Annotated in this window: 11 protein-coding genes; 8 read left to right on the top strand and 3 right to left on the bottom strand. The window is 66.5% G+C overall.

What is annotated here, in order from left to right:
• Positions 1-49 precede the first annotated feature (49 nt).
• On the bottom strand, positions 50-3,595 hold the full coding sequence (locus HL671_RS23485) for a molybdopterin cofactor-binding domain-containing protein (RefSeq protein WP_172239161.1): 3,546 nt from the start codon (positions 3,593-3,595) through the stop codon (positions 50-52).
• A complete protein-coding gene (locus tag HL671_RS23480) occupies positions 3,595-4,077 on the bottom strand; it encodes a (2Fe-2S)-binding protein (RefSeq protein ID WP_012042619.1) in 483 nt (160 codons plus the stop codon). Before HL671_RS23480 ends, HL671_RS23485 begins: the two co-directional genes overlap by 1 nt.
• Before the next feature lie 286 nt (positions 4,078-4,363).
• Between HL671_RS23480 and HL671_RS23475 the strand changes: the two genes are divergently transcribed.
• The 8 genes from HL671_RS23475 to HL671_RS23440 all read left to right on the top strand — a co-directional run bounded on the left by HL671_RS23475 (position 4,364) and on the right by HL671_RS23440 (position 12,655).
• Complete coding sequence (locus HL671_RS23475; protein ID WP_085972600.1) at positions 4,364-5,815, top strand: 6-hydroxynicotinate reductase; 1,452 nt, start codon at positions 4,364-4,366, stop codon at positions 5,813-5,815.
• A complete protein-coding gene (locus HL671_RS23470; protein ID WP_172239158.1) occupies positions 5,812-6,699 on the top strand; it encodes a UPF0280 family protein in 888 nt (295 codons plus the stop codon). The genes HL671_RS23475 and HL671_RS23470 overlap by 4 nt, the downstream gene beginning before the upstream one ends.
• Before the next feature lie 42 nt (positions 6,700-6,741).
• Complete coding sequence (locus HL671_RS23465; RefSeq protein ID WP_172239155.1) at positions 6,742-7,326, top strand: amino acid synthesis family protein; 585 nt, start codon at positions 6,742-6,744, stop codon at positions 7,324-7,326.
• Positions 7,327-7,368: 42 nt separating this feature from the next.
• Complete coding sequence (locus HL671_RS23460; RefSeq protein ID WP_012042623.1) at positions 7,369-8,556, top strand: ABC transporter substrate-binding protein; 1,188 nt, start codon at positions 7,369-7,371, stop codon at positions 8,554-8,556.
• A gap of 185 nt (positions 8,557-8,741) precedes the next feature.
• Positions 8,742-10,628 (top strand): ABC transporter permease, encoded by a 1,887-nt coding sequence (locus HL671_RS23455; RefSeq protein WP_012042624.1) that lies wholly within the window; start codon positions 8,742-8,744, stop codon positions 10,626-10,628.
• Complete coding sequence (locus tag HL671_RS23450) at positions 10,625-11,416, top strand: ABC transporter ATP-binding protein (RefSeq protein ID WP_172239152.1); 792 nt, start codon at positions 10,625-10,627, stop codon at positions 11,414-11,416. Before HL671_RS23455 ends, HL671_RS23450 begins: the two co-directional genes overlap by 4 nt.
• Positions 11,413-12,117, top strand: coding sequence for an ABC transporter ATP-binding protein (locus HL671_RS23445; protein WP_172239149.1), 705 nt, complete (start codon positions 11,413-11,415; stop codon positions 12,115-12,117). The genes HL671_RS23450 and HL671_RS23445 overlap by 4 nt, the downstream gene beginning before the upstream one ends.
• A 13-nt stretch (positions 12,118-12,130) precedes the next feature.
• Positions 12,131-12,655: a MarR family winged helix-turn-helix transcriptional regulator gene (locus HL671_RS23440; protein ID WP_172239146.1), complete on the top strand. Its 525-nt coding sequence runs from the start codon at positions 12,131-12,133 to the stop codon at positions 12,653-12,655.
• 251 nt (positions 12,656-12,906) lie between these two features.
• Here the strand turns inward: HL671_RS23440 and HL671_RS23435 are convergent, their stop codons facing one another.
• On the bottom strand, positions 12,907-14,103 hold the full coding sequence (locus HL671_RS23435) for an amidohydrolase family protein (RefSeq protein ID WP_172239143.1): 1,197 nt from the start codon (positions 14,101-14,103) through the stop codon (positions 12,907-12,909).
• Between the last annotated feature and the right edge of the window lie 132 nt (positions 14,104-14,235).

The following is a 14,235-nucleotide window of genomic DNA, read 5'->3' as shown; positions in this document are numbered from 1 at the left end:
CGTCATGGTGGTGGTCGTGGTGCCCTGGGCAGCTGGAGCATCGCCGGTCCTAATGCGGTGTGGCCGACCGGATTCGGCTGACAGCGGCCTCCACATTCGTCCAGCCGGGCTTGTCCGGCGCGAACTGCCCGCGCAGGTAGCTGACGAGCTCCGCAAGTTGTGTGTCGCTCAGCTGGTCCCTGAATGCCGGCATGTAGCCGAGGTCGGACGAGGCCGGCTTCATGATGCCATGCAGGATCACCTGGATCAGGTTGTCGGGCGTCGCGCTGTGCAGGTTGCTGTTGAGCGCGAGCGAGGGGCGGCTGCCGAACAGCGGCAGGCCGCCGACCTCGTGGCAGACAGCGCAGGCGCCGAGGTAAAGCCGCGCGGCTGGAGACGATGCCGAGGTCACCTGGGTGCGCGCTTCGAGCTCCGCGGCCATCGCCTCCAATGTCGCTGGCTCGGGCGCAGCCTCCTGGAAGGAGGCAAGATAGGTCGCCATGGCCCGGATATCTGCGTCGGCGAGCGTCGCGAGATCCTTGACGATCGGCGCCATGGGACCTGCGGCCACGCCGTGAAAGCGCGACTGGCCGGAGCGCAGATAGGTGTAGAGCTCGTCTTCCGTCCACGGGATCGGCGCTGACGAGAGCGAGGTGAGCGCCGGCGCTTCCCAGCCATCGGCAAATCCACCTGCGAGATAGGCCTTGCGCTGTTCGGCGCCGAGCGCATTGCGCGGCGAGTGGCAGGCGCTGCAATGGCCGAGACTCTCGACCAGATAGAAGCCGCGATTCCACTGCTCCGATTTCGTTGGATCGGATTTGAACGGCTGGTTATCGTGGAACAGGGCATTCCATCCGGCCACAAGTGGCCGCAGGTTGAACGGAAAGCGAAGCTGATTGTCCGGCGCCTGCTGCCGCACCGGAGGCTGCGCCATCAGATAGGCGTAGAGCGCCTGCAGGTCGGCGTCGCTGGTCCGTGCGAAATGCGTGTAAGGGAATGCCGGATACAGCTGCCGGCCGTCGCGATGCACGCCCTCCCGCATGGCGCGCTCGAAGGCGGGATAGGACCAGGCCCCGATGCCGGTGTCCAGGTCGGGCGTGATGTTGGTGCTGAAGAGGGTGCCGAATGGCGTCTCCAATGCGCGGCCACCGGCATTGGTCAGGCCGCCGTCCGCGGTATGGCAGACCGCGCAATTGCCGAGCGCGGCGAGCGCCTCGCCGCGCGCGATCGTCGCGGCGGAATAGACGGCGGGATCGGGCGGCGCGATCGGCGCGATCGCGCGCCATGGCAGCACGGCGGCGGCAACTCCGATCGCTGCGGCGCAGGCGGCCACCGCGCCGGCGATCAGGCCGCCTTGTTTGGCGAACGGCTTGAGCCATGTCTTGGCCGGCTTGTCGGGCGTGGGGAGGTGCGGCGGTGACGGCCTCTCGGCCTGCTCGCCGCGCAATCCCTCGAGAATGCGCTCCGGCGTGAATGGCGGCTCGCGGAAGCGCACGCCGGTGGCGTCATAGATCGCGTTGGCAATCGCGGCCGCGCTCGGGACCGAAGCGGACTCGCCGACGCCGAGCGGCGGCTGGTCCGGTCGCGGCAGCATCAAGACGTCGATGTCAGGCACGTCGGGGAAGGTGATGATCGGATAGGCGCCCCATTCCCGCGCCGCGACCTTGCCGCGTGTGAATGGGACCTCCTCCATCAGCGCCCGGCTGGTCGACTGGATGACGTTGCCCTCGATCTGGTGACGCACCCCGTCCGGGTTGATCATCAGGCCGGAATCCTGCCCGGCGACCACGCGGGTGACGCTGACATCGCCGGTCGTCGTGTTCACGGCGACATCGGCGATCCACGCCGACCATGCCGCGCCATAACCGGGAAACTTGCTGTGGACATAGAGCGCATAGGCAAAGCCGCGGCCATGCATGACGCCATCCACCGGCGTCTTCTCCTGCCGCACCGGGCGCGGCGTCCAGCCGGCGCGCTCGGCGACCGCGTTGACGAGATCGCGGGCGCGCTCGTCCTTCAGATAGCGCAGCCGGTATTCGATCGGATCGACTTCGGCCTCGGCGGCGAGTTCGTCGATATAGGACTCATGGGCAAAGGTATTGGGCAGGGCGGATACGCCGCGAAGCCATGATGCGCGCACGATCGGCGGCATATCGTGCGCCGTCACGCGCATGTGGTCGTAATCGTAAGGCGGGATCGCGGTGCGGTCGCCCATCTCGAACACGACCGGCTCCGGCGCGACGCGGCCGGTGAGCAGCAAGGCCAAGGTCGGCGCGCCATTCGAGGGATAGCGCGTGGCGAACTCATAGGCCGCGACCGACCCGTCGGCGTTGAGGCCGCCATTGACGTCCATCAGCTGCGCGGTGCCCTTGGGCTCCCACAGGTGCTCCTGCTCGCGCGTCAGCTGCACGCGCACCGGGCGGCCGACGGCGCGCGACAGCAGCAGGGCATCGGCGGTCACGTCGTCGGCGCAGTTGCGGCCGTAGCAGCCGGCGGCCTCGAGCCGGATCAGCTCGATCTGGTGCTCGGGGCAGTCGATCAGCTTGGCGAGATCGGCGCGCAGGATGTGCGGGTTCTGCGTCCCCGAATAGATGCGGATCTGGCCGTCGCGAACATCGGCCACCGCGCAGGACGGCCCGATCGAGCCGTGCATCTGATACGGCCAGACATAGGTCTGCCGTATCGGCTTCGCGGCGCCCGCGATCGCGGCGTCGACATCGCCCTTGTCGAGCAGCCGGCGTGGGCTCGATGGGTTGGCGCGCAGCGCGTTCGCGACATCGTCGAGATTGCGCAAGTCCGGCACCGGTTTCCAGCTGACCTGCAGGCGCTCGGCGGCGAGGATGGCGTGCTCCTCGCGCTCGGCAACGACGCCGACAAAATCGCCGATGACGACGACATCGACCAGGCCGGGAACGTCACGCACCGAGTCCTTGTCGACGCCGATCAGGCTGGTGCCGATGAACGGGCCGGCATCGATACCGGCATAGGGCGGACGCACGACGCGGCCGTGCAGCATGCCGGGGACGCGAACGTCGTGCACGTAAGTGAGTTCGCCGGTCGCCTTCGCCGGAAGATCGACGCGCGGCACCGAGCGGCCGACGACCTGATAATTGTCGACCGGTTTGACGGCCACGTCGTCAGCCAGCGCGAGACGGATGGTCTCGTCGCCGATCAGCTCGCCATAGCTGAGCGCGCGATTATTGGCGCCACGGACCAGTCCATCCTCGACGGCCAGATCCTCAATGGCGGCACCCAGTTGCGCTGCCGCCCGGACCAGCAGAAAGGCGCGCGCCTGCGCGGCCGCTTTGCGCAGCGGCACCGCGGTGATCTGGATGGTCTCGCTGGCGATCGTCGCGCCCTGGTTGGGCACGATGGCGGTGTCGCCGAGCACGACCACGACGCGGGCGAAGGAGACGTCGAGCTCTTCTGCGACGATCTGTCCCAGCGCGGTCCGGATGCCGGTGCCGAGATCGACATGCCCGTTGAAGGCCGAGACCTCGCCGGACGCGGTGATCCGAATGAAGGTCTCGAATTGTCCATCGGCGCCCGCGACGGGGCGTTCGACGACCAGCCAGCCGCGCGGTGCGTCGGTTTCGGTGGGCGTGCCAGCGCTCATCAGTCCAACGCCTCGAGCGCGTGTCCGGCGGCCCGCATCGCGGCGCGGAGGATTTCGATATGGGCGCCGCAGCGACAAAGATTGTAGCGCAGCGCCTGCTTGATCTCGTCGAGCGACGGATCGGGCTTGATCGCGAGCAGCGCCTTGGTGGTCATGATCATGCCATTCAGGCAATAGCCGCATTGCGCGGCCTGCTCGGCGATGAAGGCCTGCTGCACCGGATCCGGCGCCTCGCGCGAGCCGAGGCCTTCCAGCGTCGTGACGGTGCGACCGACGCAGCCCTCGATCGGAATGACGCAGGAGCGTGCGGCGCGGCCGTCGATCAGCACAGTGCACGCGCCGCACTCGCCGAGGCCGCAGCCATATTTCGGGCCGTTCAAACCGAGGTCGTTGCGCAGCGCATGGAGCAGGGGCGTGTCGGGCGCGGCGGTGACGTCATGCGTCTGTCCGTTCACGGTCAGCCGAATCGTTGCTGGCGTCATGCCCTTCTGTCGTCCGCTATGCTATCGTTAACGAGAATGCGATCGCGATCGCCCCGGAGCCTATCGTTTGTGTACTAACATGCAAGTACCGCGTTTCGCGGTGCAGCGTATGCACGATTTGTCGTCATTGTGCAGGGCAAACTGATCGTTTATCCGGCAAACCTGCTTTTCGCCTGCGGGAGCGCTTGACAGTCGGCGGAGGGGCGCGACATCATTCGTATACGAACGAATTGCCGCGGCGCGCCGGCTGTTATCGTCGCCTCCGCTTCAAGATGGGCTCCTCTGCATGGTGACTGAGACGGCGAGCGACGGTGCAGGGGACAAGATCCGCTGCGATGCCTGCCCGGTGATGTGCTACATCAAGCCGGGCGCGGCCGGTGCCTGCGATCGCTACGCCAATCAGGATGGCGTGCTGGTGCGCGTCGATCCGCACATCCTGCTCGAGCGCACCGTGTCGCATGGCGGCAAGCTGGTTCCGTTCCAGGCCAGCGGCGACTGGGACGGCAAAATCGTGCATCAGCCGGAACTGTTCGTCACCGCGATCGGAGCCGGCACCACCTATCCCGATTACAAGCCGGCGCCATTCATCGTCTCGTCGCAGGTCGAAGGCGTTGACATGGTCACGGTCGTGACCGAGGGCATCTTCAGCTATTGCGGTGTCAAGGTGAAGATCGACACCGACCGCTATCTCGGGCCCGAGGCCGCGACGGTGCGCGTCGACGGCGAGGCGGTCGGTCACGTCACGACCAGCGAATATGGCTCGCAGATGCTGTCGCTCGGCGGCGTGCATCATCTGACCGGCGGCTCCAAGAAGGAGGGGCGTGTCACCTGCGATGCGCTGATGGATCTCAGTAACCGCAAGGCCGTCGAACTCACGATTGATGGCGGCGCCAGCGTGATCGTGCAGGCGGGGCAGCCGCCGGTGGTCAACGGCGTCAAGGAAGAGCGCATGCGCGTCGGTTGCGGCTCGGCCACGATCGGCATGTTCGCCAAGCAGTGGCAGGGCAAGGTCGACGAGGTCGTCGTCGTCGACGACCACATCACCGGCGTGCTGTCCGAGCACCAGGCCGGCAAGCTGCTCGACATTCCGGCCACCGGCATCAAGATGAAGGGGCGACGCTCCACGCCGGGGCGGTACTTCCAGGTGGCGCAGCCCGGCACCGGCTGGGGTGGCACCGACATCTCCGATCCGCTCTCCATTCTCGGGCCGTTCGATCCGAAGACGGCGAAGCCCGGCACGACGCTGCTGATGGTGTCGACCACCGGCGAGCATGCCGGCTACTATGTGCTCGACGAGGCGCTGAAGCCGGTCCAGCGCGACATGCCGCCGGAGCTGCAGTTCTCGGTCGAGCGCATCCAGGAAAATTGCGAGCCGGCGCTGTGCACCGTGCTGTTCATGGCCGGTGCCGGCGGCTCTTTGCGCGCCGGTGTCACCGACAATCCGGTGCGGCTGACGCGTTCGGTCAAGGATGCGCTGACGCGCGTCACGTCAGGCGGGGCGCCGGTCTATGTCTGGCCGGGTGGCGGCATCACCTACATGGTGGACGTGACGCAGATGCCGGCCGGCGCCTTCGGCTACGTGCCGACTCCGGCGCTGGTGGCGCCGATCGAGTTCACCATGACGCTGTCCGACTATGAGGCGCTGGGCGGCCACATGGATTACGTGCAGCCGCTCGCGTCGCTCAGGGATGTCAGCAAGGATATTCGGCAGTTGCCGTGGCCGGGGCAGGGCATATGAGCCGTCAGCCCCAGATCGCGCTATTGCCGGACCGGCGGCTGCATCTGCAGGATGGACCGATCGATCTGATCATCGGCGCCGAGGGGGCGGAGGCTGATATCCGCGCCGCCTATCAGGCGGCCGCGGAACGCTTCACCGGTCTGCTCGATGAGCTCTGCTCGGAACTGTCCGAACTGCGCAAGGCCGCGGATCAGGATCGTTGTGTTGTGAATGGCGTCGTCGCCCGTCGCATGCATGCGGCCGTGGCGCCGTTCGCGGCCGAGATGTTCATCACGCCGATGGCCGCGGTGGCCGGAGCGGTGGCCGAGGAGATTCTCGGCGCGATGCGCGGCGCGGCGACGCTTGCGCGGGCCTATGTCAACAATGGCGGCGATATCGCGCTGCATCTGGAAGACGCCGCGACCTTCACGGTCGGATTGATGGACCGGCCGGATGCGGCCGGCGTCATGCGTCGGATCACGCTCCATGCTGCGGACGCGGTCCGCGGCGTCGCCACGTCGGGACGGCATGGCCGCAGTTTTTCGCTCGGCATCGCCGATGCAGTGACGGTGCTTGCGGCAAGCGCGGCGCAGGCGGACGCGGCGGCGACGGTGATCGCCAATGCGGTCGACCTGCCCGGACATTCCGCCGTGGTCCGCCGTCCCGCCTGCGAGCTGCAGCCCGACAATGATCTCGGTCATCGGCTTGTCACATGCGATGTCGGCGCGCTGAGCGAGACCGACATGGCAACGGCGCTGGCCGCGGGGGAGCATTGCGCGCAGGCGTTGTTGTCGGATGGCCGGATCGAAGGCGCCGTGCTGCAGCTCCACGGCGCCATCCGCGCCGTCGGCGCGCGTCTGATCGAGATCGTTCGTCCGTCCCGGTTGCGGCCGGCAGCGGCGTGAGGTTTGATACATGATGGGCTGGAACATGAGGGACTGTCGTCGATGAGCGCCGTCATCCGCAAGATCGTGACCGTGGTCGAGGAAGTTCATCAGGAGATGGGCAGGCTGATCTCGCCGCCGACGCGGCGTGCCGCCGCGGTGGCCGTGATCGAGAACCCGTTTGCCGGCCGCTATGTCGAGGACCTGTCGCCGCTGATTGCGATCGGCGAGGAGCTTGGCGAGATGCTGGCCAAGCGCGCGGTGGCTGCGCTCGGCATCGAGGGGCCGGCCGCGCACAGTTATGGCAAGGCCGCGGCGGTCGGCAGCGACGGCGAACTGGAGCACGCCGCGGCGATTCTGCATCCGAAAATGGGCGCGCCGGTGCGCAAGGTGCTCGGCAAGGGCGCGGCGCTGATCCCGTCGTCTAAGAAGCGAGGCGGCGTCGGCTGCACGCTCGACATTCCGCTCGGGCACAAGGACGCCGCCTTCGTGCGCAGTCATTTCGACGGCATGGAGGTGCAGATCAACGATGCGCCGCGTGCCAACGAGATCATGGTGGCGCTCGCTGTCACCGATAGCGGCCGTCCCTTGCCGAGGGTCGGTGGGCTCACGGTCGCCGAGATCAAGGGTGACGACGGTTTAAGATAGTTCGAGTCAACATTGGAGGCTGAAGGGATGCGACGGAGAACGATGCTTGCGGCAGGCCTGGGCCTTGCCGTCGCGGGACTTGCGGGCGCGGCGCGCGCCGAGGACGTCATCAAGATCGGCGAGATCAACAGCTACTCGCTGCTGCCGGCTTTCACCGAGCCCTATCGCAAGGGCTGGCAGCTGGCGGTCGAGGAGGTCAATGCGGCCGGCGGCATCAACGGCAAGAAGCTCGTCGTCGTCTCCAAGGACGACAGCGGCAAGCCGGCCGATGCGCAGACCGCCGCCAACGAGCTGGTGTCGAGCGAGAATGTCGCGATGCTCGCCGGTACCTTCCTGTCGAATATCGGCCTCGCCGTCAGCGATTTCGCCAACCAGAAGAAGGTATTCTTCCTGGCGGCCGAACCGCTGACCGACGCCATCACCTGGGCAAAGGGCAACAAATACACCTTCCGTCTGCGTCCGTCGAACTACATGCAGGCGGCGATGCTGGTGGAAGAAGCCGCCAAGCTGCCGGCCAAGCGCTGGGCGACGATCGCGCCGAACTACGAATATGGCCAGTCGGCCGTCGCGGTGTTCAAGAAGCTGCTCTCCGAGAAGCGCCCGGATATCCAGTGGGTCGACGAGCAGTGGCCGCCGCAGGGCAAGATCGATGCGGGTCCGGTGGTGCAGGCCGTCGCCGCCGCCAATCCGGAAGCGATCCTCAACGTCACCTTCGGCGCCGATCTCGTCAAGCTGGTCCGCGAGGGCAACACGCGCGGCCTGTTCAAGGACCGCAAGGTCGTGAGCTTCCTCACCGGCGAGCCGGAATATCTCGATCCGCTCAAGGAGGAGACGCCGGAGGGCTGGATCGTCACCGGCTATCCCTGGTACTCGATCAAGACGCCCGAGCATGATGCGTTCCTGAAGGCCTACCAGGCCAAGTACAACGACTATCCCCGGCTCGGCTCGATCGTCGGCTACCAGACCATCAAGTCGGCGGCCGCCATTCTCGCCAAGGCCGGCTCGACCGATGCAGACAAGCTGATCGCTGCCGCCGAGGGCCTGTCCGTGCCATCGCCGTTCGGCGAGATCACCTTCCGCAAGATCGACCACCAGTCGACGCTCGGCGCCTACGTCGGCAAGACCGCGCTGAAGGACGGCAAGGGCATCATGGTCGACACCGTCTATCGCAAGGGCTCGGACTATCTGCCCAGCGATGAAGAGGTCGGCAAGCTCCGGCCGAAGGACTGATCCACACGATCCTGCCTCCTCCTCCCGCGGAGGAGAGCGGGCGGGGTGAGGGAGCACGACGCCTGATCTACAGGTTCAGGCCGAGATCCCTCACCCCACGCCGGCTCGCTGGCTCTCCGCGAGGAGAGTAGTCCGGGTTCGAATGCGGCTCATCAAGACAGACGACCTCCTGACGCGGACCGCCCATGGCCTTCTATTTCGTCCAGTTCCTGACCGGCCTTGCCAGTGCAGCCTCGCTGTTTCTGGTGGCGTCGGGACTGTCGATCATCTTCGGCGTCACCCGCATCGTGAATTTCGCCCATGGCGCGTTCTACATGCTCGGCGCCTATATCGCGTTCTCGCTCACGGAACGTCTGTCGGGGGCTCTGGGCTTCTGGGGCGGCATCGTCGTCGCAGCACTCGCGGTGGCTGTGATCGGCGTGATCGTCGAGATCGTGCTGCTGCGCCGGATCTATCACGCGCCCGAGCTGTTCCAGCTGCTCGCCACCTTCGGCCTGACGCTGATGGTCGAGGATCTCGTCGTGCTGATCTGGGGCCCGGACGATCTGGTCGGCCGCCGCGCGCCCGGCTTCAAGGGCGCGGTGGATTTCTTCGGCCAGAATATCCCGAGCTATGACCTGTTCCTGATCGTGCTCGGTCCCGTCGTGCTCGGTGCGCTCTGGCTGCTGTTCCAGCGGACACGTTGGGGCATCCTGGTGCGCGCGGCGACGCAGGATCGCGACATGGTCGCGGCGCTCGGCGTCAATCAGAAATGGCTGTTCACCTCGGTGTTCGCGGTCGGCGTCTTCCTCGCCGCGCTCGGCGGCGCGCTGCAGATCCCGCGCGACGCGGTCCATCACGCGATGGACCTGCGCATCATCGTCGAGGTGTTCGTCGTCGTCGTGATCGGCGGGCTCGGCAGCATCCTCGGCGCCTTCGTGGCGGCGGTGCTGGTGTCCGAGCTCAACGCCTTTGGCATCCTCATCTTCCCGACGATCTCGCTGATCCTGGTCTTCCTGGTGATGGCCGTGGTGCTGGTGATCCGGCCCTGGGGCCTGTTCGGCAAGAAGGAGGCGCCGGCGCGCCGCACGCCGGGCCTCACCGTCATCCCCTGGCGCCCGCTGACCTCGGTCGAGCGGCTGGCCTCTGTGGTCGCGCTGGCGCTGGTGGCGATGCTGCCCTTCATCGCCGGCAACTACGCGCTGACCGTCGGCGCCGAGATCGCGATCTTCGTGATCTTCGCGGCCTCCTTGCATTTCCTGATGGCGGTCGGCGGGCTCGCCTCGTTCGGCCACGCTGCCTATTTCGGCCTCGGCGCCTATGGCGTCGCCTTCCTCGCCAAGATGGCGGGACTGCCGATGATCGTCTGCATTTTGCTGGGCCCGCTGCTCGGCGCGCTCGGCGCAGCCGTGTTTGGTGCTTTCGCGGTCCAGCTCTCCGGCGTCTACTTCGCGATGCTGACGCTGGCCTTCGCCCAGATCGTCTGGTCGATCGCGTTCCAATGGGTGGCCGTGACCGGCGGCGACAATGGCATTCTCGGTCTCTGGCCGGAAAAGTGGGCGGCCTCGCCGTCGCACTTCTATTGGCTCGCATTGGGCGTGTCGGCGTTCGTGGTCAGCGTGCTCCGGCTGATCACCTTCTCACCCTTTGGCTACGCGCTGCGCGGCATGCGCGACTCGCCGCTGCGCAGCGAGTCGATCGGCATCAACGGCAAGCGCATCCAGTGGACCGCTTTCATCATCGCCGGCACCACGGCCGGCATCGGCGGCGCGCTGTTCGCTTACCTGAAAGGCAGCGTCTTCCCCGATAATATGGGTATCTCGCTGTCGGTGGATGCGCTGGTGATGGTGCTGCTCGGCGGTGTCGAGACGGTGCCCGGCGCGATCTTCGGCGCCATCGTCTACAAGGCGCTCAACATCTGGCTGGTCAGCCAGACCGATTGGTCAAAGCTCGTGCTCGGCATCTTCATCGTGCTGATCGTCGTCGTCTTCCCCAAAGGCATCGTCGGCGTGGTCGAGAGCGTCATGCAGCGTCGGCGTGCGGCGGCGCCCAAGGCGGCCGCATTGTCGGCCAAGATGGAGGGCGCCCAATGAGCCTCGGCGTGTCGCTGCTCTCGGTCGAGGGCCTGTCGAAATCCTATGGCGGCATTCACGCCGTGCGCAGCGTGTCGTTCATGCTGCAGGCCGGCGAGATCCTCGCGTTGATCGGCCCGAACGGCGCCGGCAAGAGCACCTGCTTCGACATGCTCAACGGCCAGAACGTGCCGGACAGCGGCCGCATCACTGTCATGGGCGAGGAGACCACCGGACGCAAGCCCCGCGAGGTCTGGCGGCTCGGGGTCGGCCGCACCTTCCAGATCACCGCCACCTATCCGACGATGACCGTGCGCGAGAACATCCAGGTCGCGCTGGTGTCGCATCACCGCCGGCTCTACGATTTCTGGACGCCGATGATGTCGATCGAGCGCGGCGAAGCGGATCGTCTGCTCGATCTCGTCGGCATGGCCGGCTATGCCGAGCGCCCTTGCGGCGAGCTCGCCTATGGCGATCTGAAGCGGCTGGAGCTCGCGATCGCGCTCGCCAACCAGCCGAAGCTGCTGTTGATGGATGAGCCGACCGCCGGCATGGCGCCGCGCGAGCGCGTCGAGCTGATGCGGCTGACCGCCAAGATCGCGCGCGAGCAGTCGATCGGCGTTCTCTTCACCGAGCACGACATGGATGTCGTGTTCGAACATGCCGATCGCATTCTGGTGCTCAATCGCGGCAGCCTGATCGCGCAGGGCTCGCCGGCCGAGGTGCGCGCCAACCGCGAGGTGCAGGCGATCTATCTCGGCGAAGGCCTGCTGTATGACGCTGTCCATCGCGAGGGAGCCTCGGCATGAAGCTGTCCGTCTCCAATCTCAACAGTCATTACGGTCCGGCGCATATCCTGTTCGACATCGGCCTCGAGGTCGGCGAGGGCGAAGTGGTGGCGCTGCTCGGCCGCAACGGCGCCGGCAAGTCGACGACGTTCCGCTCGATCGTCGGCCTCGTCGCGCTGCGCGAGGGCCAGATCCTGTTCGAGGGCAAGGACATCTCCACGGCGCCGACCCATGAGATCGTCCGTGCCGGCCTCGGCTACGTGCCGGAGGAGCGGCGGATCTTTACCGATCTGACGGTCGAGGAAAATCTCGAAGTCGGCCGGCAGAAGCCGCGGCCGGGCGCACCGCAATGGACGCGCGAGAAGCTATACAAGCTGTTTCCCAATCTCGGCGAGATGAAGAACCGGCCGGGCGGGCGCATGAGCGGCGGCGAGCAGCAGATGCTGACGATCGCCCGCACCCTGATGGGCAATCCGTCCCTGGTGCTGCTCGATGAGCCCTCCGAAGGTCTGTCGCCGAAGATTGTCGAGCAGATGGTCGACGCCATCCTGACGATGAAGAAGGAGGGCGTGTCGCTGGTGGTGTCCGAGCAGAACCTGCATTTCGCCAGGCTGATTTCGGATCGCGCCTATATCATCGAGCGCGGCCGCATCTGCTTTGCCGGCACCATGGCCGAGCTCGACGCGCGGCCCGATATCCGCGACGCGCATCTGTCGATCTGAGGCAAGGACGATCATGGCAAAGACCGCCACGTTGAAGCGGCCGGCAAAGGCAGCGAGCAAGGTCGCGCTGAAGCCGGCCAAGGCTGCTGCGAAGATGGCCGCGAAGGCTGCGGCCAAGCCGGCGAAATCGAACTACGTGCTGGACGATCAGATCGGCTTCGTCCTCCGCCAGGTCTGGCAGCGCCATACCATGATCTTCGCGCGCGACATCGGCAGCAACCTGACGCCGACGCAATGGGCGGCGCTGTCGAAGCTGGTCGAGACGGGTCCGTGCTCGCAAAATCAGCTCGGCCGTCTCACGGCGATGGATGTCGCGACCATCAAGGGCGTGATCGACCGGCTGACTGCGCGCGGCCTGACGGAGACCAGCGCTGACCCGCAGGACGGACGGAGGTTGCTCGTGAGCCTGACCCGTGCCGGCCAGCAGCTCGCGGAGAAGACCGCGCCGCTGGCGCTCGCCATCTCCAAGGAAACGCTGGCCCCACTCGATGCCAAGGAGCGCGAGACGTTGCTGGGGTTGTTGAGCAGGCTGCGATAGTTGCCGCGAGCGCTGATCTCGTAGGGCGGGCAAGACGCATTCGCGCAGCGAATGCGACGTGCCCACCATCCATGTTGCGACGAGATGGTGGGCACATCGCGCACGACGCTGGCGCGTCGCGTGCGCCTTTGCCCACCCGACGCGATCTTCATCGAACTTCGGCGTCGTTGCGAGCGCAGCGAAGCAATCCAGAGTCACGCGTGACGCCCTGGATTGCTTCGCTGCGCTCGCAATGACGGAGCTTGTGGCAACTACTTCGCCACGATCTCCGGGATCTTCGTCGCCGGCGGTGTGTTGCGGCTGCGCTGGGTGCGGACGATGCCGTCGATGATGGTCATGCCGATGCCCGGAAGGTCGCCGAGCTGGACGCTGTCGAGCAGCGTCTTGGCCGGCGAGTGCTGCGCCTTGTCCATGATGACGAAATCGGCGGAGCGTCCGACCTCGATCAGGCCGCAATCGAGCTCCCGCATCCGCGCGGTGTTGCCGGTGGCGAAGCAGAACGCGATCTCGGCCGGGACGTCACCGAGCGAGGACAGCAGCGACACCATGCGGAGGATGCCGAGCGGCTGCACACCGGAGCCGGCCGGCGCGTCGGTGCCGAGGATGACGCGGTGGAGATCGTTCATCTCGCGCGCGGTGCGCAAGGTGAACAGGGCCGAGCGCTCATTGCCATTGTGCACCAGTTCGAGGCCGGCCTTGCAGCCTTCGCAGATGCAGCGGATCTGATCGTCCGGCAAAGCGGTGTGGCCACCATTGATGTGTCCGATCACATCGGTGCCGGCCTCCAGCACCACGTCCTTGTCGATCAGGCCGGAACCGGGAATCGAGGGGCCGCCGGTGTGGATGGTGCTCTGGATGCCGTATTTGCGCGCCCAGCCGACCATCTTGCGTGCGGTCGGGCCGTCCTTGACGCCGCCGAGGCCGACCTCGCCGAGCAGTTTGACGCCGGCGGCGGCGAGCTCCTTGAAGTCGTCCTCGACCATCTCGCATTCGATGACAGGGGCGCCAGCATGCACCTTCACGCCGCCGGGGCGGAGCGTCCAGAACGCGCGCTGCGCGAAGATCGCCATCGCCTTCAGGCCGACGACGTCGCGTGGACGGCCCGGCATGTGCACCTCGCCGGCAGAGATCATCGTGGTGACGCCGCCGTGGAGATAGGAGTCGATCCAGTTGCTCTGGTTCTGCCGCGGCGTCCAGTCGCCGGCGACGGGATGGACGTGGCTGTCGATCAGGCCCGGAGCGACCGTCGTGCCGTGCGCGTCGACGATGGTGGTCGCGCCTTCGGTGTCGACATCCTTATAGCGGCCGATGGCAGTGATCTTGCCGTTCTCGGCGACGATCGTATCGGCATCCAGGATCGGCCGTTCCAGCGCGCCGGACAGCATCAGGCCGATGTTGCGGATGACCAGCTTGCTGGGACCGGTCGCTTGCGGCGCGTCATGGGCCATCGGAATGTCCTTCTCTCCAGACGAAGCATTTGGCGGCAGTTTGCGCCGGCACGCGGCGCAGCATCAAGCCGGTTGTGGTCATTCGTACACGAATGAACTCGGCCGGCAAGCGGCGGTGTTGCACGAAGATTC

The organism is Bradyrhizobium denitrificans (assembly GCF_013179005.1).
Classification (GTDB): domain Bacteria; phylum Pseudomonadota; class Alphaproteobacteria; order Rhizobiales; family Xanthobacteraceae; genus Bradyrhizobium; species Bradyrhizobium denitrificans.
This window is presented reverse-complemented; position numbering and strand designations above follow the sequence as displayed.

Excerpts from the sequence above, each read along its gene's own strand:
- HL671_RS23475 (WP_085972600.1), top strand. The coding sequence starts at position 4,364 with ATGGTGACTGAGACGGCGAGCGACGGTGCAGGGGACAAGATCCGCTGC.
- HL671_RS23435 (WP_172239143.1), bottom strand. The coding sequence starts at position 14,103 with ATGGCCCATGACGCGCCGCAAGCGACCGGTCCCAGCAAGCTGGTCATC.
- HL671_RS23445 (WP_172239149.1), top strand. The coding sequence starts at position 11,413 with ATGAAGCTGTCCGTCTCCAATCTCAACAGTCATTACGGTCCGGCGCAT.
- HL671_RS23485 (WP_172239161.1), bottom strand. The coding sequence starts at position 3,595 with ATGAGCGCTGGCACGCCCACCGAAACCGACGCACCGCGCGGCTGGCTG.
- HL671_RS23480 (WP_012042619.1), bottom strand. The coding sequence starts at position 4,077 with ATGACGCCAGCAACGATTCGGCTGACCGTGAACGGACAGACGCATGAC.
- HL671_RS23465 (WP_172239155.1), top strand. The coding sequence starts at position 6,742 with ATGAGCGCCGTCATCCGCAAGATCGTGACCGTGGTCGAGGAAGTTCAT.
- HL671_RS23450 (WP_172239152.1), top strand. The coding sequence starts at position 10,625 with ATGAGCCTCGGCGTGTCGCTGCTCTCGGTCGAGGGCCTGTCGAAATCC.
- HL671_RS23460 (WP_012042623.1), top strand. The coding sequence starts at position 7,369 with ATGCTTGCGGCAGGCCTGGGCCTTGCCGTCGCGGGACTTGCGGGCGCG.
- HL671_RS23440 (WP_172239146.1), top strand. The coding sequence starts at position 12,131 with ATGGCAAAGACCGCCACGTTGAAGCGGCCGGCAAAGGCAGCGAGCAAG.
- HL671_RS23470 (WP_172239158.1), top strand. The coding sequence starts at position 5,812 with ATGAGCCGTCAGCCCCAGATCGCGCTATTGCCGGACCGGCGGCTGCAT.
- HL671_RS23455 (WP_012042624.1), top strand. The coding sequence starts at position 8,742 with ATGGCCTTCTATTTCGTCCAGTTCCTGACCGGCCTTGCCAGTGCAGCC.